The sequence below is a fragment of the Kitasatospora sp. NPDC002551 genome (assembly GCF_040296005.1).
Taxonomy (GTDB): domain Bacteria; phylum Actinomycetota; class Actinomycetes; order Streptomycetales; family Streptomycetaceae; genus Kitasatospora.
Genome location: NZ_JBEOWI010000001.1, coordinates 257,574 through 278,405 on the forward strand (window position 1 = coordinate 257,574; position 20,832 = coordinate 278,405).

Annotated in this window: 19 protein-coding genes and 1 tRNA gene; 7 read left to right on the top strand and 13 right to left on the bottom strand. The window is 71.4% G+C overall.

All coding sequences use genetic code 11. From position 1 onward, the window contains the following. Positions 1–7: 7 nt before the first annotated feature. Both ABT093_RS01115 and ABT093_RS01120 read left to right on the top strand, forming a co-directional pair. Complete coding sequence (locus ABT093_RS01115) at positions 8–754, top strand: phytanoyl-CoA dioxygenase family protein (RefSeq protein WP_350558461.1); 747 nt, start codon at positions 8–10, stop codon at positions 752–754. 63 nt (positions 755–817) lie between these two features. Next, positions 818–1,462, top strand: a complete 645-nt coding sequence (locus tag ABT093_RS01120; RefSeq protein WP_350558464.1) for an L-threonylcarbamoyladenylate synthase — start codon at positions 818–820, stop codon at positions 1,460–1,462. A 276-nt stretch (positions 1,463–1,738) separates the two neighbouring features. Here ABT093_RS01120 and ABT093_RS01125 read toward each other — a convergent pair whose 3' ends face one another. After that, entirely contained in the window at positions 1,739–2,221 is a 483-nt protein-coding gene (locus ABT093_RS01125; protein WP_350558467.1) for a winged helix-turn-helix transcriptional regulator, read from the bottom strand. A gap of 92 nt (positions 2,222–2,313) precedes the next feature. On the opposite strand from ABT093_RS01125, the gene ABT093_RS01130 reads away from it, so the two are divergent. From ABT093_RS01130 to ABT093_RS01140, 3 genes are all read left to right on the top strand, one after another. After that, a complete protein-coding gene (locus tag ABT093_RS01130; RefSeq protein ID WP_350558470.1) occupies positions 2,314–3,036 on the top strand; it encodes a nitroreductase in 723 nt (240 codons plus the stop codon). Between the two features lie 170 nt (positions 3,037–3,206). Further along, entirely contained in the window at positions 3,207–4,262 is a 1,056-nt protein-coding gene (locus ABT093_RS01135) for an NsdA family TPR-like regulatory protein (protein ID WP_502884095.1), read from the top strand. Positions 4,263–4,414: 152 nt separating this feature from the next. Beyond that, positions 4,415–5,236 (top strand): hypothetical protein, encoded by an 822-nt coding sequence (locus tag ABT093_RS01140; RefSeq protein ID WP_350558473.1) that lies wholly within the window; start codon positions 4,415–4,417, stop codon positions 5,234–5,236. Between the two features lie 344 nt (positions 5,237–5,580). On the opposite strand, the gene ABT093_RS01145 is transcribed toward ABT093_RS01140, so the two are convergent. From ABT093_RS01145 to ABT093_RS01175, 7 genes are all read right to left on the bottom strand, one after another. Next, entirely contained in the window at positions 5,581–6,450 is an 870-nt protein-coding gene (locus ABT093_RS01145) for a ParB/RepB/Spo0J family partition protein (RefSeq protein WP_350558476.1), read from the bottom strand. A gap of 47 nt (positions 6,451–6,497) precedes the next feature. Continuing rightward, complete coding sequence (locus ABT093_RS01150) at positions 6,498–8,267, bottom strand: relaxase/mobilization nuclease domain-containing protein (RefSeq protein WP_350558479.1); 1,770 nt, start codon at positions 8,265–8,267, stop codon at positions 6,498–6,500. Then, complete coding sequence (locus ABT093_RS01155; protein ID WP_350558482.1) at positions 8,257–9,111, bottom strand: hypothetical protein; 855 nt, start codon at positions 9,109–9,111, stop codon at positions 8,257–8,259. The genes ABT093_RS01150 and ABT093_RS01155 overlap by 11 nt, the downstream gene beginning before the upstream one ends. Before the next feature lie 255 nt (positions 9,112–9,366). After that, positions 9,367–10,317, bottom strand: coding sequence for a DUF2637 domain-containing protein (locus tag ABT093_RS01160; protein ID WP_350558485.1), 951 nt, complete (start codon positions 10,315–10,317; stop codon positions 9,367–9,369). A gap of 180 nt (positions 10,318–10,497) precedes the next feature. Beyond that, positions 10,498–11,136: an ATP-binding protein gene (locus ABT093_RS01165; protein ID WP_350558488.1), complete on the bottom strand. Its 639-nt coding sequence runs from the start codon at positions 11,134–11,136 to the stop codon at positions 10,498–10,500. A gap of 68 nt (positions 11,137–11,204) precedes the next feature. Then, positions 11,205–12,245 carry a hypothetical protein gene (locus ABT093_RS01170; RefSeq protein ID WP_350558491.1) on the bottom strand — a complete coding sequence of 347 codons (1,041 nt, stop codon included), beginning with the start codon at positions 12,243–12,245 and terminating at the stop codon, positions 11,205–11,207. Positions 12,246–12,629: 384 nt separating this feature from the next. Then, the gene (locus ABT093_RS01175; protein WP_350559201.1) at positions 12,630–12,857 is read right to left on the bottom strand and encodes a hypothetical protein; all 228 of its coding nucleotides are present in this window, start codon (positions 12,855–12,857) and stop codon (positions 12,630–12,632) included. A gap of 124 nt (positions 12,858–12,981) precedes the next feature. Here ABT093_RS01175 and ABT093_RS01180 point away from each other — a divergent pair, with 124 nt between their 5' ends. Continuing rightward, a complete protein-coding gene (locus ABT093_RS01180) occupies positions 12,982–13,650 on the top strand; it encodes a helix-turn-helix domain-containing protein (protein ID WP_350558494.1) in 669 nt (222 codons plus the stop codon). Beyond that, positions 13,647–15,242 carry a tyrosine-type recombinase/integrase gene (locus tag ABT093_RS01185; RefSeq protein WP_350558497.1) on the top strand — a complete coding sequence of 532 codons (1,596 nt, stop codon included), beginning with the start codon at positions 13,647–13,649 and terminating at the stop codon, positions 15,240–15,242. The genes ABT093_RS01180 and ABT093_RS01185 overlap by 4 nt, the downstream gene beginning before the upstream one ends. A gap of 130 nt (positions 15,243–15,372) precedes the next feature. Here ABT093_RS01185 and ABT093_RS01190 read toward each other — a convergent pair. The 5 genes from ABT093_RS01190 to ABT093_RS01210 form a co-directional block, all read right to left on the bottom strand. Beyond that, positions 15,373–15,446: transfer RNA gene (locus tag ABT093_RS01190), tRNA-Thr, on the bottom strand. Between the two features lie 81 nt (positions 15,447–15,527). After that, entirely contained in the window at positions 15,528–16,190 is a 663-nt protein-coding gene (leuE, locus tag ABT093_RS01195) for a leucine efflux protein LeuE (protein ID WP_350558500.1), read from the bottom strand. Between the two features lie 68 nt (positions 16,191–16,258). Continuing rightward, the gene (locus tag ABT093_RS01200; RefSeq protein WP_502884096.1) at positions 16,259–17,956 is read right to left on the bottom strand and encodes an alpha/beta hydrolase; all 1,698 of its coding nucleotides are present in this window, start codon (positions 17,954–17,956) and stop codon (positions 16,259–16,261) included. Positions 17,957–18,044: 88 nt separating this feature from the next. Next, on the bottom strand, positions 18,045–19,241 hold the full coding sequence (locus ABT093_RS01205; RefSeq protein ID WP_350558503.1) for an alpha/beta hydrolase: 1,197 nt from the start codon (positions 19,239–19,241) through the stop codon (positions 18,045–18,047). Between the two features lie 222 nt (positions 19,242–19,463). Beyond that, positions 19,464–20,675, bottom strand: coding sequence for a DNA polymerase III subunit delta' (locus tag ABT093_RS01210; RefSeq protein ID WP_350558506.1), 1,212 nt, complete (start codon positions 20,673–20,675; stop codon positions 19,464–19,466). Positions 20,676–20,832 lie beyond the last annotated feature (157 nt).

The window sequence follows — 20,832 nt, forward strand, 5'->3', positions numbered from 1 at the left end:
AGATCCCGTGGCCCTCACCGCCGCAGAGAAGCACGCCTTCATGCGCGACGGCCTGCTCGTCAGGCGCGGCACCGTCGCCGTCGACCAGATCGCCCGCGCCCGCGACCTGGTCACCGCCTGGTACCGCGAGTCGATGAACCCCGCGCTCATCAGCGCCTACACGCAGCGGACCTTCGCCCCGGAACTCGGAAGCCACCCCGACCTGCTCGCGCTGTTCGCCGAGTCCCCGGCCGCCGAACTCGCCCAAGACCTGCTCGGCGACCTCCGGCCCGTCTCCACTGTGCAGCTCCAGATCCGTATCCCCGACGGCCAGCTCGAACAGGGCCAGCCGGACAAGGCGATGCACGTGGACGGTGTCGCCTGCCCGCACCTTGACCCCGAGGAGCTACGGACTTTTTCGCTGCTGGTTTGCGTGGTGCTGTCCGACATCACCGATCCGCAGGCCGGCGCGCTGCGCTACCAGCCGGGCGGGCACCTGCCCATGGCCGAGTGGTTCCGCACCCAGTGGTCGCTCGGCATCACTGAACAGGTGCCCTCGGACATCGACGCCCAGGCCGGCACCCCGTTCCTCGGCCGACCGGGAGACCTGCTGCTGATGCACCACCTCGTCCCCCACGCCGTCGGCCGCAACCTCGGCCCCGAGCCGCGGATCATGGCGTACTTCCGCGTCGAACACCCCGACCACGCGTCGCGACGTCTTCAGGCACTGCAGGACCCGTGGCTCGACTACCAGGGCCTGCCGCAGGCTGCATGAACGCCCAGCGGAGCCGGCATCAAACCCAGCCCATCCACTGACTCCCAAGACGGAGGGATACCTGTGCGACCGATCCCAGCAGAACAGCTCGACGCCGCCGCCCGCGCGCTGGAAGCCGGCGAACTCGTCATCGTGCCCACCGAGCGCTGGTACATGATCTGTGCCGACGCCACGAACCTGGCCACCTGCAACAGCATCTTCGACGGCAAGCAGCGACCACGCACCAAGTCCCTCGTGCTCGTGCTCCCCTCGCTGGAGGAGTGCGAGAAGCAGTTCGTCATCCACCCCGAGGCCAAGCGACTGGCCGACGCCTTCTGGCCCGGCAACCTCGCCATCCTCCTTCCCTGGCAAAGCACCGAGGTCGGCGAACAGCACCCCGCTGTCGGGGCACCCGCGCTCACCACCATCTCGTCGGGCCCGCTCGGCGCCCTCGCGGCTGCGGCCCGTACCCCGGTGGCCGCCACGACCGTCAACATCTCGGGCGACGCAGGTGTCGACGCGCCCGGCCCGGCGATCACGGTCGGGGAGGTCCAGGACTTCCTGGACGCCAACGATGTCAAGGCGGCGGTCATCCTCGACGGCGGGGTCTCGCCGGCCGCCAACCACCTCACCATCGTCGACTGCTCTACGCCAGTCGCCCGGCTCATCCGTGCGGGCCTCATCCACGAGCGGGCGATCTCCGCTGTGCTCGGACGCCAAGTGACATGACCAGCAGCGCGAGGGGCAGGCCGGGCGACCCCGTATCCGATCTTGCCGACGTTCCGTCAGTGGACCGTCACTGGTGTACAACTCCGCCTACGCGGCTACCGTTGTGGACGGTCACGCAATTCCCCACCGCCGCGGTCACGAAATTCCCCAGATGCTCGACTGGGTCGGTGTGCTCGCGCCGCGCGACGATCGAGCTGATGGCCCGTCGCTGCTGGTACTGCTGGGGTCGCTGTCACCACGGATCAAGACATGCGGTCTGATCACTCGGGTTGTCCGTCAGCGGACTGGCCCCGGCCCGGGCTGGCTGAGGTGCGCGAGGATGCCCGGTCCTGGCTCGGGTGCGATGTCGTGTGCGGTGACGTCGGTTCCGCAGGTGTCGCAGGTGAGCCTGACGTGGGCCGCGCCGGTGCAGTCGCGGTGCCGGTAGCGCGCGGGCGGCCCGTCGGGGGCCATGTAGGTGTCGCCCCAGTCCCTGATCGCCATGAGGATCGGGTAGATGTCGTGGCCCTTGCGGGTCAGGCGGTATTCGACGTGGTCGCCGTCGTCGGCCTGCCGCCGGGCCAGGATGCCGTGCTCGACCAGTCGGGCGAGGCGGTCCTGCAGTCGGCTGCGGGAGATCCCGAGTGCGCTCTGGAAGGCGTTGAATCGGCGGACGCCGGCGAACGAGGCCTTCAGGATCAGCAGCGTCCAGCGGTCGCCGAGGATCACCAGCGGGCGCGTGATCGAGCACGGTAGGTCGGCGAGGTCTTCGTAACGCACGCCCCGACTCTACCCCCGCGGTTCCAAAACGAGACCGACCCGGCTAGTGTGCGGTCTCGAAACGAGACCGACAGCTCCGGCGGAGGCCACCCTTGAGCCCGACCAGCACCGGCACCGACCTGCACGAGGCGCTCAGCCGGATCCTCACCGACCGCTTCACCTGCCGCCAGTTCCGACCCGACCCCGTCCCCCGGGACACCATCGAGCGGCTACTGCACCTGGCCCAGCGCACCCCCTCCTGGTGCAACACCCAGCCCTGGCACGTGCACCTCACCGAAGGCGCCGCGACCGAACACCTGCGCACCCGACTCCTCGAGCACGTCCAGCGCCACCCCGCCGCCCCCGACTTCCCCTTCCCCGCCCAGTACACCGGCATCCACCGCCAGCGTCGGCGCGAATGCGGCCTCCAGCTGTACAGCAGCCTGGGCATCGCCAAGGGCGACCAGGAGCGGACCCTGCGGCAACTACTGCGCAACTTCGAGCTGTTCGACGCGCCGCACGTCGCGATCATCACCACCGAGGCGGACCTCGGCGTGTACGGCGCCGTCGACTGCGGCCTCTACATCAACACCTTCCTGCTCGCCGCCCACAGCCTCGGCCTGGCCACGGCACCCCAGGCCGCCCTCGCCTCCTACTCCGACTTCCTCCGCGACCACTTCGGCATCCCGGACAACCGGCGCGTGGTGGCCAGCATCTCCTTCGGCTACCCAGACCCCAACCACCCGGTCAACGCGTTTCGAACCACCCGCGAACAGCCCGAGAACGCCGTCACCTGGCATACGGGCAGCACCGAGGAATCAGCTGCAGATGCCTAATGCAAGGGGCCGGCGGACACGCACCGGACCAGCCCAGGAAGGACCGGCTCCGGACCGCCCGACCCACCGCTGGTGACCGCCGTCCCCATGGGGAATCGTGATCGCGGGGGTGGGGAATTTCGTGACGCCCAAGTGGCCTGGGGTGGGGAATTGCGTGACCGCCGACAACCGTGGAAGCCGTCACCAACCTGGGGAGAACCGACGTGGATCGTCGCAAGTTCATGGCCCTGGCACCGTTCGCCGCCGTCGCTGGCGTCGCTTCCCCACGTGACTGGCCATTGAGCGCGCTGGAGCAGTCCTCGACCATCTCCGGACCGCAGGTTCGGTTGGAAGACGTGACAGCGGTGCGGAACATGTTCGGCGCCTTCCAGCAGATGGACATCTTCCAGGGCGGCGGCTCCGGCCGCCTCGCGCTCGCCGAGTACATGAACGCCCACGTCTACCCGCTCCTCCGCCGCACCTACACCGAGCAGGTTCGGCGGGCGCTGTGCGAGGCCGCTGCCGAGCAGACGTACCTTCTCGGCTGGATGGCCTACGACAACGGCGAGCACGGCACTGCTCAGCGCTACCTGATTCAGTCCCTTCGCCTCGCCGAGGAGTCGCACAACCTCGCGCTCGGCGCCCACGTGTTGGCGGGCATGGCCGACCAGGCCACCCTGCTCGGCCACCCGGACGAAGGCCGCCGGCTCGCCCAAGCCGGCCGCGCTGGACTCTCCGGGGTCTCCTCTCCCGTCTGCCTCGCCGATCTCTGGGCACTGGAAGCTCGTGCCCTGGCCAAGCTCGGCGACAAGGTCGGCGCCGCTCAGGCCATCATGCGGTCCGAGGACGCCTTCGAGCGGGTCCAGCCGGACCAGGAGCGCGAGTGGGCGAAGTTCATCGACGCCGCCTACCTCCACGGCGAGCACGCCAACACCTTCCGGGACCTCGACCAGCCCGACCACGCGGCCGAACACGCCCGTCTCTCCATCGACCACGCCCGGCAGCAGAAGCGTGCCCGGCGCGGCGCGATGTCCCAGGCGGCGCTGGCCGTCTCGCACCTGCAGCGCAACGACCTTGAAGCCGCGCACGCTGCCGGTGTACGGACTCTCTCGCTCACCAAGCAGGTGCAGTCCTCTCGCACCGTCGAAGCCGTCCAGGACCTCCAGCGCCGCATGGAGCCGTTCGGCGGTCACCGTCTGGTGGTGGACTTCGCGGAACGGGCGCGGGAACTCACTGCTGCCGCCTGAGCCCGAATCTTGACCTGCTCACTCGCTGAACAACCAGCCCCCTCACTCAGTGAACGGTTGCAGCCCACCCGGTCGGTGAGTGAAAACATCGACATGCCCACAACGGGTCAGAGATCGCGGCATCCTGGAACTTCGATGTCGAAGGGGGCTTGATGGCCAAGCAGTTGACCGTCCACAACGCTACGATCAACACAGCGGCAGTAGAGGTGAAGACTCTCAGCATCTCGGGGAAACAGGTCACTCTCGCTGTCTTTCGCCAGCTCCGTGATGAACAGCTCATCGCTGATGATGGGACTGTCAACGGCCAGCCCTGGGGGTTTGTGAACTACCACCCCGACAAGTGCGATGGTGCACGAGCGCACAAGCATTACGTCTGGCAGCGCGGGGACGAACTTCTGCGAAGCAGGGTGTACGACGTTCCCGACTTCGACCCACAGGCAGACCGGCGGAGACTCCCCACTGACTTCCGACCCGACGAGGCCGATCGCTTCCTCGATGGGTTGGTTCGGGAGTGGATCAATGGGGCTGTCGAAGAGGCACCACTGACGCGCGAGAAATACCACTCCCGCCATATCGGCGAGCGCAGCCTTGGACACATGTTCGGGTTTCGTGTGATGGCATTTGCTTCAGACGCTGCTGTGGAAGCAGCGGACAAGAAGCTCCAAGCCGATCAGCAGCGAGCGGGGCTCGCGGAGAAGCTGCGAAAGGCTTCAGAGCCACTCGGGCGCTTCGAAACCGCGGAGTCGCGCGAGAGTGAGCTCAGTCGGCAACGCGAGTCGGCGGCCAAGGCTGACTCCGAGCTTGCCGCAGCGCTCGCCAACCTCGATGCAGAGCTCGACGCTTGGGGCATGACGTACGACATGCTGAAAGACGAGCTGACGGCGGCGGCCAAGGCAGAGTCTGACCGGCGCCAGCGACATCGCGACGCGAGGACCGAGCTGAACAAGCTGCCGCAGTTGTTCATTGCGGTATGAACGGTGAGGCCCTCCGCCCCCAGTGGCGGCCCTGCGCACGCTGAAGTCGGACATCATCGGCGGCCTCGGCGGACCAGTGGTCTTGGGGCTGGACACCACTGGGGAACGTGGCACACCAGCAGCAAGTACGGCCGCAGGTCCATCCCCGGGCATCGAGATCGTCGGTGTGGGGGACGGCTCGGACGATGGGTCGGTGGTCGCGGCTGGGGTTGGTCAAGTGGTGCCCTTCGGCCGGTGACGGGGTTCAGCGACACCACAAGACGTACGGCGGCCGGGGTGTTCCCGGCCGCCGTAGATGACATCAAATCGACATCGCAGTCTGGTCGTTGGTCCTGCAGGGTGGGTCAGGCAGCCTGATCCACTTCGCCGCACCTGGCCTCGCAGATGGTGAGGCGGGTGATGAGCGCGCGGTGGTCGGTGGTGAGCCCGTCGAGGACCTGGTGGGTGTGGAGGCTGTCGGGCTTGTTGGCGAGGGTCTGGAGGGTGTCCCAGCGCTCGGCGATCGCGGCCAGGCGCTCCTGGTCGCGGTGGACGGCGTCCTGCCTCCGCCCGAGCTCGTGGGTGGCGGCGTCGAGAGCAAGGTCGCCTTCGGTGACTCGGACGGCCAGGTCGGGGGCGTACCGGCGGAGGCTGTCGTACGCGGCCTGTTCGGCGTCGGCCTTGGCCTTGCGCTCGCGCGCAATGTCGGCGGCGGTGTCGAGTGGGAGCTTGCCGTCGCGGACGCGGTCGGCGAGGTCGGGTGCGGTCTTGAGGACGGTGTTGGCGAGGGACAGGCGGGTCCGGCTGATCGCGTGGAGCTTGGCGTGGGTCCGCAGCGAGTGTCCCGAAAGTGAAAGGTACATGGCCTGGACCATGGCGCGCTGGCCTGCGCTGATGTGTCGGCGGTGGACGTTGGCCGAGAGGATGTACGCGACCTGGTCGGTGCCGGTGTAGGTAGTGAAGGTCGGTGTGACGCCTGCGCGTTCGCAGGCGGCCAGGCGGTTGCGGCCGTCGAGGAGGACGCCGTCGGGGCCGAGGACGATCGGTTCGAGCAGGCCGTGGGTCTTGATGGCCTCGGCGAGGTCGTGCATCTCGTCCTCGGCGAGCAGCGGGAACATGTCGGCGTACGGGTGGATCTTCAGATGGGGCTCCTTGGTAGGGCGGGGCCGGGGGCACGGGATGGTGCCCCCGGGAGTGGGGCGGCTGGCGTGGGTGCCGGGCTGGGCTGCGGTCACGGCAGTGCAGGGGGCGGGGCTCGTGGCATCTGACTCCTCTCGGTTGGTCAGCGTCGGCGGACGGGGTCTTGGGCGGGCTGGATGCCGGTCGGCGCGGCGGCGGGCGTCGTGGACGTGGGTGCCGTGGTGGTGCGGCTGCCGGTGCGGGCGCGTGCGATGTGGGCGCGTTGGTCGATGCGGTCTGCGGTGGCGTGCCGGAGGCGCCAGAGGAGGACTTCGGCGGGGCGGTCGGCGGTGGTCAACTCCCGTTGCCGGGCGGCTTCGGCGAGGGCGCGGTGGGGCGGTTGGCCGGAGGATTCGGCCTGGGCGAGTGCGGTGGCGAGGGCGGGCCAGGAGGGGTCGGCGAGGATGCGCTGGGCGTGGTCCGGGACGGCAGTCTGGACGTGAGCTGCAAGGCGGTCGGTGGTCTTGGGGGTGGGGGTGCGGCGGGTGAGGTCGGCGACGACCGGTTCGGCGGTGTGCCGGTAGGCGGTGCGCAGGTGGACGAGGGCCTGCTGGGCCGCTGCCGCCTGCTGCTGGTGGCCTCGCCCCTGGTGCCAGTGCGCGATGGCGATGAGAACGAACACGGCGGTGGACAGGAGGGCTGCGGCTGCGTCGCCGTCCTGGCCCGAGCCTGCGGTGTACAGGAGTTCCTTGGCGGCCGTGCGCAGGGCTGCGGCCTGCTGGTGTTCGGCGCGGACGCGGGAGCGGTTGGCGCGGTTGAACGAGGTTGCGGCGGCTCGTAGTTCGGCGCGGGCGTGGGCGGGTGCGGTGAGGGCGGCGGTGTGGAGGAGTTCGCCGAACGCGGCGGCGTGGGCCTGGACGACCGCGTCCGACGCGAACGCCTCCGGCACTCCGCCGCCTGCCTTCTCGTCGGTGTCGTGCCGGCCGGGGAAGACGAACCGGAGTTCGCGCAGCGCGGTGTCGGCCTGCCGCCACCGGTCCGGCTCGCCCACGGCGCGGGTGGGCGTGGTGGGCTGCTGGGCAGTGAAGCGTTCGCGGAGGCGGTTGATGGACAGGTCGGGGGCGAGCTTGGAGCCGCCGAAGTAGACGGGTTCGCCTTGGGCGTTGACGTCGCCGGGGCGGGCGAGGCTGTAGCCGAGGACGTCACCGCTGTCGGGGCCGATGCGGTAGCGGAGCTGGATGCCGAGGGCGGTGAGGGTGGAGAAGTACTCCTGCTCGTTGCGGGAGGTGGCGGCGACGGCCTGGGCCTGGACCTGCAGCCACTCTTTGGCGGTCTGCTGGTGCCCAGCGCGCTGGGCCTTGGCCTGTTCGGCGCTGGTGGGCATCGGCGCGGCGGTGTGGTCGCCGGAGTTGAGCTGCCGCAGGCCGAGTTCCTTCTCGATCTTGCGGCACTCGGCCTGGGCGCGCCGGCCGTCGCCCTTGTTTCGGGGTCGGCGGCCGTCCTCGCGGACGGTGGTGGCCATGATGTGGATGTGGTCGTCGGCGTGCCGCACGGCGATCCACCGGCAGCCCTTGTCGTCCTGGTCGGGGGCGATGCCGGTGGCGTTGACGATCCGGTGGGCGACCTCGGCCCACTCGGCGTCGGTGAGGTAGCGGTCGCCGGGCGCGGTGCGGACGGGGCAGTGCCACACGTGCTGCGGCACCTTCTGGCCCAGGCGGGCCTCGCGGGCGCGGACGGGCTGGTCGAGGTAGTCGGCGAGCTGGTCGAGGAGCTGGTGGTGTTGGTCGAGGGGAGATCGGCCGGGGTCGGGCAGGCCGGGCATGGCGAACGCGGCGACGATGTGCGGGTCGGTGTGCTCGTCGCGCCGGCCGGGGCCGAAGAGGTAGGAGAGCAGGCCGCGCGTGCGCGAGCCGGTGGAGACGTCAGGCACCACGGCGGCCTCCCGGAGCCACACGCTGGTAGGCGAGGCGGGCCTCGGTCGCGCACGCGTCGAGGGCGCTGAGGACCTCCATGGCGCGCTCGGGGATCTCGCCCCGGTAGATCTCGACCATGAGCTGGTTGAGGTTGTTGCCGGCCTTGTTGATCGCCCGCTGATGGGTGCCGAGCAACACGGTGAGGTGATCGACGGCCCGCCGGTCGGGCAGCGGGACGAAACCGTCGGGGCGGCCCGTCTTCACGACCTCCTGCGCGACACTCATGGCACTGTCCGCCAGGAACGCGGAGCGCGACCGTTCGAGCTTGGCGGCGGCGATGTCGATGAAGTCCTTCTCCGCCGGTTCCACGGAGCAGGTCACCTGCTTGGTGCGGACGGTTCCGGAACGCGGCCGGTACATCCGCTCGGCAATCGGAACGATGTGATCGTCCACCGGAAGGGCCGGGCGGTCGAGTTCCGGAACTCCGAGGTGGAGGAACTCGGCGATGGTCACGGTCGGCGCTTCACGCACGACACGGACGTCGGCATCGACGGGCTCGACGTCGGGCTCGGAAAGCTCGTCCTGGTCGTGGCCGCCCTCGGTCACAACCTCCTGGTCCGGCGCGCCCTCGCGCCGGTCCCGCCCCGCCACCCCTGGGGCGGGGTCAAGCGCAAAGTCCGCGTCGCCAACGGCGATGTGGACTTTGCCCCAGCTTGCTCCGTCGTCATCCTGCCCCCGGCCTCCCCGGCTCAGCGCCCGCGTGACCTGGGCGAGAAACCGACCACGGCGGGGCTTGTCGCCACTGGTTGCAGGCACCTCGGTGCTCTCGTTGCCGGGGTTGTGGTCGTGCTGCGGGTCGGTCATGGGGGCCTCTGTTTCGTGTCGGTACAGGCGGTGACGGCCGGGTCGGAGGTTCGGTGGGAAATGCCGGCGATGCTTCCGGGCGGAACCCGGTTCGGAGGTCCCGGACATGCGGTGTTTCGGGGCGGCGGCCGGAAGTGCCGGATATCCGGATGGCGGGATGCAGGAGTTCCGGTGACCTGGAGGGGCGCGGCGAAGGAGGGCTCGCCCGATCCGGACCGGCCGGGTCGGGCGAGCCGGTTGTGGTGTGCCGGTCGGTTAGTCGACCCCGGAGTGGGCCATGACCGGCTCCGGCTGCCCGGCGGCCTGCTCGTCCTTGAGGAGCTGCAGGAGTTCGCCGAGGCGGTCGTTGGAGATCGGCGTCCCGGACGCGCGTACGGCGTTCTTGACCACGGTGAGGGTGGTGCCGCTCTCGGCGACGGCGGGCCGCGCGATCGCGAGGAGCTGGTCCATGGTCGCGGCCGGCGGACGGCCCCGCCTGATCGGCGACGCCGGCTCCCGATTCCCGGCAAGGACGGCGTCGACGGGCCCGACCTGCCTGGCAGCCACCTCCGGGGAGGGCTTCGGTGGCTGCGGCGCCGGGGCGTCGACCCCAGTCGGCATCGGTCCCGCTGGGTCAGCGTCGTTCAGATTCTGAACGGCACTGCTGTTCAGACTCTGAACGGTGACGCTGTTCAGAGGCTGAACGCCGACCGGTGGAGCGGGGGCTTCGGGGTTTGCGTGGAGGAGGCGTAGGAGGCCGGGGCTGACGATTCCCCAGCCGAGGAGGAGGCAGGGTGCGACAGCGTCGAGGCCGGCGCGGCCGTAGTGCCCGGCGAGGACAGGCTCGGTGGTGTTGAGGGCGAGGGTGAGCAGGCCGCACAGGTGCATCAGACGGATGGCCGGGCGGAGCTGGGCGGGGTCGGTGCCGGTCGCGGCGAGGTGGTGGAGGGCGACCAGGAGGCCGACGACGGAGAGATCGACCATAGGGGCGATCAGCGGTGCGACCGGACGCGATATGCCGAGCCGCAGCGCGAGTGCCCAGACGTTACCGAAGGAGAAGGCGAAGGCCAGGGCGGAGATGGCGGCAATCACGAGGGTGATGGTGGTGCGGGCGAAAGCACCGGAGCCGGTCGGGCGGTTGGCCAGCGGCGTCGTGGGCATGCGGTGGACGTCCTTGCATTGAAAGGGTGCTGTTGGATTGCCGTCTTTGCCGTCTTGCCGTTGCACCCGTGGGTCGGTGCGGATACAGCAGAGGCGGGCTCGGCTTGCCGAGGGGCACGGACGCGGCGGCGTTCAGTCTCGGGACGATGCGCGCATCTGTCTCGGGCCATCTCCGTCCTGGGACGCGCCCGGTGGGCCTGCAGCGTTACGGCGGGGTGGGCGCAAATGCGCGGGCGAATGTGCCGGTCAGACGGCGGTTCGCCTTCTGCGGTCGGTGCCGGTGAGGATGGCGCGTTCGCACATCTCGGCCAGCCGGGAGGCGGTGCGGTCGCCGAGGGCGGTCTTGATCTCGCCCGGCGCCAGGTTGGTGGTGAAGATCGTCGGGAGCAGGTGCTCGTAGCGGTGATCGACCAGCCGCAGCGTGAGTTCCTCGGTCCACTCGGACGCCTTGGCCGCGCCGAGGTCGTCGATGACCAGCAGCGGGCAGGTCATCAGCTCGCGCATCTCCCGCTCGGTGTCGACTCCCTGGCGGGGACGCTGGGAGGCGTACAGCTCCGTGGCGGTGAGCTTGTTCCAGCGCAGGCGCACCCCGGCCTTCAGCAGGCTGCGGATCGCCCCGTACGCCTGGTGGGTCTTGCCGGAGCCGGTGGGTCCGGCGATAAGGAGCGAGGGGCCCTGGGCAATGCCGGGGGTGCCGCCGGGGCCGGGTCGGCAGGCCAGGGTGACCTGTTGGACCCAGGTGGTGACCTCCGGGTGGTCGGCTTCGGCGAGCCGGTAGCGCGGCGGGATGCACCGGTCCGCCAGCTCCAGCGCAGTGGAAGGCTGGTCGGTGTCGTGCAGTGGCCGGTCCGGGTTGATGCCCTTGGCGGCCAGAAGCCGCTCCATACGGAGGATGGCCCCAGAGGCCGGCTGTGGGTCGCGACCGTCCGTGCGGCGGGGGTTGGGCAGGCTGGTCACAGGTCCCCCTCGTAGTAGGCGCGCGCGTCGGCCGGGTTGGCGAAGGGCTGGTAGGGCGCGCGGGCGGCTCCGTGCCCGGCGCGGGAGGGCGCGGTGGGCTGGGCGTTGATCGCCTCGTGGACCATGCTCGGCAGCACGCTCGGGCTCATCGGCTTCGCCGCGTACAGCCGCAGCCCGGCGCGAATGTCGTCAGCGCTGGTGCCGCCGTCCAGCAGGCCCTTGATGACCTTGCCGAGGTGGCCCCGCACGCCTCCCGGTACCGGCTTCGGGCAACTGGCGACGTACTCGGCCACCAGGTCGCCCGCGTTCACCGAGGGCTGGGCGGCTGGTGTGCCGACCAGCACCGAGCCGTCCCGACCGGGTGATGCCGGTGAGGGTGCCGGGGTGGGTGCGGCGAAGCCGCCCCCTTCAGGGGTAGGTCCATGGTCCACGGTCCATGGTCCAGGCACGACGTTCTCCGGAACCCTCCGGAGAGACTCCGGAGACGTGGCCTGACCTGCACTTTCGCCAGGAGCCGCCGTCTCGGGCACCGGCACGGCCCCGACGTGGGCGGACTCGGTACCGGCCGAGCCGGGCACCTTGGCGGGGAGGGGCTCGGAGACGGTCGCGAGCAGTTCCGGAACGCTCCGGAAGTTCTCCCGAGCCGGGCGCGCGCACCCCTTGGCCTTGCACTTGCCGCACCAGCGCGCCGTCTCGTGGACCGGGCAGGAGGGCAGGCGCGAGACGGTGGGGTGGGAGATCTTCTGGTGCTCGTGCCACTTGGCGATGTGCAGGTACTGGCGGCCGTCGCAGCCGGTGTACCGGCAGATCAGGCCGGTCTCGGCGAGCTGGCGCAGCTCGTCCTCGGTGTCGAGCGCCGTGTGCTCCGGCCGCAGCGACCACAAGGCGCCGTTGAGGACAGCCGCGTTGTCGCGGTGGCGTCCCTCGTCGTCGGCCTGGGTGAGCAGGCAGACGAAGGTACGCTCGGCGCCCAGGGACACCGAGGCCAAGTCCTCCGACACGGGGTACTCGGGCTTGATGGTGCGGATGCGCGCCATTGGCCTACCACCCCGTCTTCGGGGCGGCGGCGGGCGAGACAGGTGCGACGCAGGGGTGCGACGCCGTACGCTGGGGCACGCTGGTCCTTCCTCGGTGCACGTGGGCTGCAACCCTGCACCGCGGTCGATCGTCATGGAAGGGCGGTTCTGGACCTTGCGGGCCCTCGGTGTTCGAGCACCGGGGGCCTTTGCATGTCCGGGGACAGATGGGCACGCGAGCCGTCAACGCTCAACTCGCAGGATCGGCCTAGTCGTTGGCGGCGATCCATCGGCGACCTTGGGCGCCGAGGGACCACGAACCTACGCACACACGCCGGGAAGATCCACTCCAAACGGGCAAGTCCGCCCACAGCAGACAGGCTTGTCGAACGGGTTCTCGCCAAGTCAAGCTGCATCAGCCGCCACGTTCCCGCCGGCCGCATCCTCGATACCGAGCAGACGCAGGAGGTCTGCGGTGATCACGCGGTACTTCTTCCCCAGCCGGAGCACCCGGCAGGGGTAGTCGCCGAGGCGGGCCAGCTCGTAGCCCTTGCTGCGGCCCAGCCCGATGGCGCGGTTGGCGGTGTCAAGGTCGATGGCGACCGGCAGCGCGAGCAGCTCGGCCCGGCCCATTCCCTGCACCACGTCCGACGACGTATCAGTTCGCACATGAACTCCAAATCCGAGATCCCCCCGGGGAGGGGCGGCGGCGGAGTGCCGCAGCGGATAAGAGCTTGGCAGTAGCTATTGTGTCGATATGACACACGGCCGCTACGCAGACTGGTCCGCCGACGACGAGGACGTGCTCGACTGGCACGACCAGATCACCAAGGACGTGATCGAAGCGATCACCCGTACAAGGAAAGACCTGGAAATGACCGCGCAGGAGCTGGCCGACGAGACCCGGCGTCTGGGCCACGAGGTGCCCAGGAACGTGATCGCGAACTGGGAGTCCGGCCGGCGAAAGACGATCACGATTCCGGAGCTCATCGTGGTAGCCGAGGCCCTGGACGTCGCACCCGCCGACCTGGTCTTCTCACCTGCCCTCGGCGGCCATGTCAACTACCTGCCCGGGAAGGACATCGGCCGCTGGTCGGCCTTCAGCCGCTTCACCGGAGAGCACCCGCACTCACCCGGAACATTCGATCTCTACCTCCTCCGCGAGCACGCCCGAATCTGGCAGGAGCTGCAGCGCGAACATCACGACGCGTTCCAGCTGGAATTCAACTTCGACCGGGAGAACTGGCCACCCGGGTCAGAGGAGAAGCGCACCGCTTTCATCGATGCCGTCCGCCTTCGGCTTCAGCCCGTCAGAGCAAGAATGCGCGAGACGGGCTGCGAGGTACCCGACCTCGCGCCGAGCCTCAAGTTCCTGAACGCCGAACTCCCCCCGCTCAACACCGATTTCGACCTGGAGGACGAATGAAGGGTTCCACCTACCACCGCTGCTACTGCCGCGACGCCGAGACCGGGAAGCCGCTCGGCAAGGCGTGCCCGAAGGCTGGCAGCCGCAAGCACGGCTCCTACTCCATACGCCAGGAGCTGCCCAACGCCGAGGACGGCACGCGCCGTTCGTTCAACCGCGCCGGCTACGAGACGCTCAAGGAAGCTCAGGCCGACCTCGACCACGTTCGCGGCCTGCTCGCCCTCGGCAAGGAGGATCCGGACGACCTGGCCCTGGTCGCCGAGCTCCTCGTGAAGGTCGCCGATGAGAAGGCTCAGCTGCCCGACATCGAGGAGACCCGCAACCGCCTGAAGGCCGGTCAGGACCTCTCCTCTCGCGTCACCGTGGGCGAGTGGCTCGACACCTGGCTGGCCGGCAAGAAGATCCGCAAGTCCGGCATCACCCGCTACGAGTGTGACGTCCGGATCCACCTCAAGCCCCGCATCGGGCACATCCGCGTCGACCGGCTGCGGGTGAGCACGCTCGCCGAGATGTTCACGGCCATCGCCGACGCCAACGAGGAGATCCTCGAGAACAACGCCCTGCGGCACGCGCTGAAGGCCGAGCTCGCCACGGTGCCGATCAAGGGCGTGGAGAACCGCGCCCGCCGCAAGGCTCTGCGCACCGAACTCGCCGAGATGCCGCCCTTCCGGCGGACAACCGGCGCGGCCACCCGCCAGCGCATCCGGGCCACGCTCCGGACCGCCCTGAACGCCGCGATCCCCGAGGGCCTGATCACCCTCAACCCGGCCGCCCACGTCAAGCTCGACCCGGCGACCAAGCCGAAGGGTCTGGTGTGGACACCCGAGCGGGTCACGCAGTGGCGGGAGACCGGTGTGAAGCCCTCCCCCGTGATGGTCTGGACGCCACAGCAGACTGGCGCGTTCCTCGATTTCGTCGCTGACGACCGCCTGTACGCGATGTGGCACGTGATCGCCTTCCGCGGTCTTCGCCGAGGCGAGGCGTGCGGGCAGCTGTGGTCCGAGACCAACCTCGACGCCAACTCGCTGACCGTGACGACCCAGCTCGTGCAGGACGGCTGGGAGGTCGAGGAGTCCGACCCCAAGACCGACGGGAGCTTCCGGACCGTGGCGCTGGACGACGACACGGTGGCCGTCCTGCGGCGCCACCGCGAGCGCCAGCAGAAGGAACGGGACGACTGGGGAGCGGCTTGGAAGAACACCGGCCGGGTCTTCACCAACGAGGACGGGTCCTGGCTCCACCCCGGCAAGGTCACCGAGATGTTCGCGCGACTGATCGCCGCATCCGGGCTGCCGCCGATCCGCCTGCACGACCTCCGCCACGGCGCGGCCACGCTCGCCCTCGCCGGCGGGGTCGACATGAAGGTGGTGTCCGAGATGCTCGGCCACTCCTCCATCAAGATCACGTCGGACACCTACACCAGCGTCCTGCCCGAGATCGCCAAGGGCGCGGCCGAAGCCGCCGCGAGGCTCGTTCCCCTCCAGCGGAAGACCGAGGCCGAGACTCGCGCCAAGGCCGCGGCCGAAGCCGAGAAGGCCAAGCGGAAGGCCGCGAAGAAGGCGAAGACCAAGGCCAAGAAGGCCAAGGGCTAACCCAAGATCAACACCGGCGCTCACGCATCGCTCACGCAAGCGATCTTGTGGCGCGTCGCTGACGCCTGATCACACGTCAAGGAATGGCAAAAGGCCCAGGTCATGGGCTATATGACCTGGGCCTTTCCTGAGCCGCCTGCGGGATTCGAACCCGCGACCTACGCATTACGAGTGCGTTGCTCTGGCCAACTGAGCTAAGGCGGCGCCGTTGCCGGAAGTCCTGGCAACGCGGGCCAGTCTACACAGGTTCGCGGGTGATCCGTAACGGGATACCCGGGTGGGGGGTCAGGCGGAGGAGACGGCGAGCTTGGCGGCGAAGCCGGCGAAGAGGGCGGCGACGCCGCTGGTGAGGCCGGCGGAGAGGCGCTTGCGGCGGCGGAAGGCGGAGGCGAGGGAGGTGCCCGCGAAGATCAGCAGGGAGAGGTAGAGGAAGCTGAAGGTCTGCAGGATGCCGCCGAGGAGGGCGAAGGAGAGCACCGGGCTGCCGTAGGAGGGGTCCACGAACTGGGTGAAGAAGGACAAGAGGAAAAGTATGGCCTTGGGGTTCAGCAGGCTGATCACCAGGGCGCGGCGGAACGGGCGTTCGGTGGACTCGGCGGGGTCGGCGGCGGCCGCCGCGGCGAGGGCCTCGGCGCCGGCGCGGTGTTCGCGCCAGAGCTGGCGGGCGGCCCGCAGCATGCCGATGCCGATCCAGAGCAGGTAGGCGGCGCCGCCGAACTTCACCACCGCGAAGACCGCCGGGTTGGCCTCCAGGAGGGAGGCGGCGCCCAGGGCGGTCAGGCTGATGAGCGTGAAGTCGCCGACGAAGACGCCGGCGGCGGCGCGGTAGCCGGTGCGGACGCCCTTGCGGGCGGCGACGGACAGCACGTAGAGGGAGTTGGGGCCGGGGAGGAGGACGATGACGAGGGCGCCGAGGACGTAGGTCGCCAGGTCGTTGACTCCGAGCACGGTGGGCTCCGGTGGGGGCTGGAGAGCGATGAGGGGGCGCTCATCCTAACGTCGTACCGGGTGCCTGCTCAGTGCCCGCAGCGCTTCCCGTTCTCCGGTGCCTCGCCGGCCAGCAGGTAGCGGTTGACCGCGCCGTCCACGCAGGCGTCGTGGCGGCCGTACGCGGTGTGGCCGTCCCCGTCGTACGTCAGCAGCCGGCCGGACTCCAGCTGCCCGGCCAGTGCCTGCGCCCACGCGTACGGGGTGGCCGGGTCCCGGGTGGTGCCGACGACCACGATCGGGGTGGCTCCGGCGGCCCGGACGGTGTGCGGCGTGCCGGTGGCCCGCACCGGCCAGTAGGTGCAGGTCAGCGCCATCCAGGCCATGTCCCGGCCGAACCGGGGCGAGGTCCGCTCGAACTCCGGCACCGCCCGCGCGGCGTCGTCGGGGCCCGTGAACGGCGCGGGCAGGTCGAGGCAGTTCACCGCCATGTTGGCGGACATCAGGTTGGGGTAGGAGCCGTCCGGCCCACGGCCGTAGTAGTCGTCGGAGAGCCCGAGCAGGCCGGTGCCGTCGCCGGCCCGGGCGTCGGCGAGCGCGGTGCGCAGCCGGGGCCAGAGGAAGTCCGCGTACATGGCCTGGATGACGCCGGTGGTCGCCTGCGCCTCGGTGAGCCGGCGGGCGCCGTCGGTGGTGGGCAGGGGCTTCGCGTCGACCGCCGCGAACAGGGCGGTGAGCTGCTCGCCCACCTGCTGCTCGGTGCGGCCGAGCGGGCAGTCCTCGTGGGTGGCGCAGTCCCGGGCGAAGGCGGTCCAGGCGGTCTCGAAGCCGCCCGCCTGGGTGCGGTTGCCGGCCAGCGAGTCGAGCGACGGGTCCATCGCGCCGTCGAGCACCATCCGGCCGGCGCGGCCGGGGAACAGGCCCGCGTAGGTCGCGCCGAGGAAGGTGCCGTAGGACTTGCCGACGTAGTTGAGCCGCTCGTCGCCGAGCAGGGCGCGCAGCACGTCCAGGTCGCGTGCCGCCTCGACGGTGCTCAGGTGGCCGAGCCGGGCGCCGGAACGCTCGCGGCAGCCCTCGGCGAACTCCTTGGCGGCGGTCACCAGGGCGTCGACCTCGGCCCGGTCGTCGGGGGTGATGTCGACGGCGGTGTACGCGTCCATCCGCTCGCCGCTCAGGCAGGTGACCGGGGAACTGCGGCCGACTCCGCGCGGGTCCAGGCCGACCAGGTCGTACCGGGCGCGCACCGCGGGGTCGTACGCGCGGGCCGCGCCCTCGACGTACTCGACGGCCGAGCCGCCGGGGCCGCCGGGGTTGAGCAGCAGGGAGCCGAGGCGGCCGTCGGATCCACCGGATCCCTCGGAGCCCGCGGCCCCGGTGGGGACGGCCGGGGCGCGGACGGCGGCCAGGGTGAGGTCGCCGTCCGCCGGGTGCTCGTAGTCCAGCGGCACCCGGAAGGTGGTGCACTCGTAGCCGTCGTCGCAGGGCTGCCAGGCGAGCCGCTGCCCGTAGTAGGGCGCGAGCCCGGGCGGCACGGCGGCGGGCAGCGACTCCAACGGGGTGACCGCCGGACCGGACGCCGCCCCAGGCGCCGCCCCGGCCCCGGATGCAGCCGCGGACGGGGACGCGGACAGGGACGGGGACGGGGGGCCCGACGGCGTGGCGGCCGAGCAGCCGCCCACGAGCAGCCCGGCGGCCGCCGCCCACGCGGCCGCCGCCACCCGCCCGCCACGCCGCCCGCGCCCCGCGCCCAGCCGCGCCGGTGCGTCCTGCCGCCTGTCGGCCCGCATCTGGCATCCCCTCAGCCGTTCACTCCCGGTGGCCCCACTGCCACCCGGGGTACCGGTACCGGAAGCGTAGTGCCGCGCGCCGACGGCCTCAGGACGCCTTGCCGAGCGCCTCGCCGAGGAACTGCGCCGCCTGCCGGACCAGCCGCAGCCGGATCCGCTCCGCCGAGTAGTCCGTCGCGTTGTCGGAGATCCGCACCTCCGCGCGGGCGGCCGCGCCGGTGCCGCCGCGCAGCGCCGCCTGCAGCTTGCGGGCGGCGTCCAGCCCGGCGGTGTCGGCCTTGCCGGCGGCGAGCAGCAGCCTCGGGGTCCCGGTCGCGGGCGCCTCGGCACCGGTGCGGGCGAGCGCGGCCGCGTCGTACCGGCCGGAGACGGCCGCCGCCGCGCCGTACAGATCGGGGCGGGCGAGGCCGGCGGCCGCGGCGCAGGGCGCGCCGTCCTCGACGCCGAGCGTGCCCCAGCCCGCCGGACCGGGCGGCAGGGTGCGGAAGGTGGCCGCGATGGTGGTGCGCAGCGCGGCGTCGTCGGCGACGGCCATCGGGGCGGCGGCGACCAGCTCGCAGGGGTGGGCGGTGCCGTTCGGGGCCTCGGGGGCGACCAGGATGAACGGCTTGCCCTTGGCGCTCTGCACGGCGGAGGCCAGGCCCTCGAAGACGTCCGGCACCTCGGCGTCGGCGGTCTTCCGGGGGGTGGCGGCCTGCATCACGACGACCGGGAAGCGGGCGTTCGGGTCCTTGGCGTACTGGGCCGGCAGCCAGACCCGGACGTTGCGCGGATGGCCGTCCGGACCGGGCACGGCGGACTGCAGCAGCTCGCCGCCGCCCGGGTGGCCGACGCTGTCGAACCGGCTGACCACCGGCACCGGTGACGGCGTCGGCACGGCCGGCACGGCGGCCGGGGCGGCCCCCGCCGCGGGGGCCGCGGCGGGGTCGACCGGCGGAGCGGCCTGCCGGCCCCCGCCCGCACCGGCCTGCCCGTCGTCGAACCGGTCGCCGAACCGGTCGTCGAACCCGTCCGGGAGCGACCCGGCCGACCCGATCGACGCGTCCGCCCCGCCGCCGCTCAGCGCGCCGAACGTGCCCAGCGCCGTGAGCAGGGTCAGCACGGTGACGCAGACCCCGCAGACCATCGCCCCGGCCGCCCGCAGCAGCATCGGCCGCTGCTCCCCGGCCAGCTCGTACGTCTCGGCGGCCCTCAGGTCGCGCCAGCGCAGCAACGCGCCGCGTGCCAACCAGACGCCGCCCCCGGCGGCGGCCAGCAGCGGGATGATCAGGAGCGAACGGACCATGGGACGCACCACCTCGCAGGAGGGCCGGCCGACCGTGCGGGCCCGGCACCGTACGGGACGCGACGGCCCCGAAGCGGTGGGGCGCTGTCGGCCCCAGCGTGCAAGACGATCGGGGCTCGCACACGCGTGTGCCCGGCGCGTAACGCACGTTCACTCGAAGGTGGGACGGCCACATGCGGGCGGGGGCCGGACCGGCGCCCCTCGGCGCACCGCCCGCGCGGCTCAGCCCGCGCGCAGCGCCACCGTCATCGCCTCGACGGCGAGCAGCGGGTCGACGTTGCGGTCCAGCGCCTGCCGGCAGGCGAGCACCGCCTCGATCCGGCGCAGCGTGGACTCCGGCGGACCGGCCTGGGCGACCCGGTCCAGCGCCTGCCGCTGGTCCTCGTTGGCCAGCGCGCCGGTCGAGCCGAGCTGGAGCGCGAGCACGTCCCGGTAGAAGCCGAGCAGGTCGAGCAGGGCGACGCCGAGGGTCTCCCGGCGGGTCCGGGTGGCCCGGCTCTTCTGCCGCTTCTCCAGTTCCTTGACCGCTCCGGCCATGCCGCGCGGCGCCTTGGTGCCCTCGGCCGCGCCGTACGCGGCCCTGAGGTCGTCGGTCTCCTTGGCGTCCTGGGTCTCGGCGAGCGCCTCGGCGTCGGCCTTGGCGGTGTCGACCAGACGCTGGGCGGCGGCCAGGCAGCCGCCGATGTCGCCGACCTCCAGCGGGATGCGCAGCACGTCGGTGCGGCGGGTCCGGGCCTGCTCGTCGACCGCCAGCCGGCGCGCGCGCTCGACGTCGCCCTGGCCGGCCAGCGCGGCGAGCCGGGCGGTGTGCGGCTCGACGCCGTCGCGGCGCACCAGCATGTCGGCGACCGCGTCGGCGGCCGGGGTGCGCAGCACCAGCAGGCGGCAGCGGGAGCGGATGGTCGGCAGCACGTCCTGCACCGAGGGGGCGCACAGCAGCCAGACGGTGCGCGGGGACGGTTCCTCCACGCCCTTGAGCAGCGCGTTGGCGGCGGCCTCGGTGAGCCGGTGGGCGGCGTCGACCAGGATCACCGACCAGCGGCCGCCGGTGGGGTAGCTGGAGGCGCGCAGGACGAGGTCGCGCATGTCGCCGACGCCGATGGACAGGCCGTCGGTGCGCACGTACTTCACGTCGGCGTGGCTGCCCGCGAGGACGGTGTGGCAGCCGTCGCAGAAGCCGCAGCCGGGCGTGCCGCCGAGCGCGAGGTCGGGGCTGGTGCACTGGAGCGCGGCGGCGAAGGCCCGGGCGGCGGTGGTCTGGCCGGCTCCGGGCGGACCGGTGAACAGCCAGGCGTGGGTCATCAGCGAGGCGTTGGCGCCCGCCGCCGGCTCGGCGCCGCGCCCGGCGCCGATGATCGCCCCGGCCGCCCGGGCGGCGGCGGTCAGCTGCTCGACCACCCGATCCTGGCCCACCAGGTCGTCCCAGACGGCCACTGCTGCTCCCAAGCTCGCTACGGACCTGCCGCCCCGCCCGTACGGGCGGAGGCGGGGTGCGGGACCCGTCGGGCGTACCGGCCCGGCCGGCTCTCCCGTTCCCGCCGTCGAGCATACGTGGCCGCCACGACACCACCGGGCCCGTCGCGACAGCTGC

Bases quoted from the DNA above. Each gene is read 5' to 3' on its own strand.
- ABT093_RS01140 (WP_350558473.1), top strand. From the start codon at position 4,415: ATGGCCAAGCAGTTGACCGTCCACAACGCTACGATCAACACAGCGGCA.
- ABT093_RS01155 (WP_350558482.1), bottom strand. From the start codon at position 9,111: ATGACCGACCCGCAGCACGACCACAACCCCGGCAACGAGAGCACCGAG.
- ABT093_RS01165 (WP_350558488.1), bottom strand. From the start codon at position 11,136: ATGGAGCGGCTTCTGGCCGCCAAGGGCATCAACCCGGACCGGCCACTG.
- ABT093_RS01170 (WP_350558491.1), bottom strand. From the start codon at position 12,245: ATGGCGCGCATCCGCACCATCAAGCCCGAGTACCCCGTGTCGGAGGAC.
- ABT093_RS01175 (WP_350559201.1), bottom strand. From the start codon at position 12,857: ATGGGCCGGGCCGAGCTGCTCGCGCTGCCGGTCGCCATCGACCTTGAC.
- ABT093_RS01180 (WP_350558494.1), top strand. From the start codon at position 12,982: ATGACACACGGCCGCTACGCAGACTGGTCCGCCGACGACGAGGACGTG.
- ABT093_RS01185 (WP_350558497.1), top strand. From the start codon at position 13,647: ATGAAGGGTTCCACCTACCACCGCTGCTACTGCCGCGACGCCGAGACC.
- ABT093_RS01200 (WP_502884096.1), bottom strand. From the start codon at position 17,956: ATGCGGGCCGACAGGCGGCAGGACGCACCGGCGCGGCTGGGCGCGGGG.
- ABT093_RS01205 (WP_350558503.1), bottom strand. From the start codon at position 19,241: ATGGTCCGTTCGCTCCTGATCATCCCGCTGCTGGCCGCCGCCGGGGGC.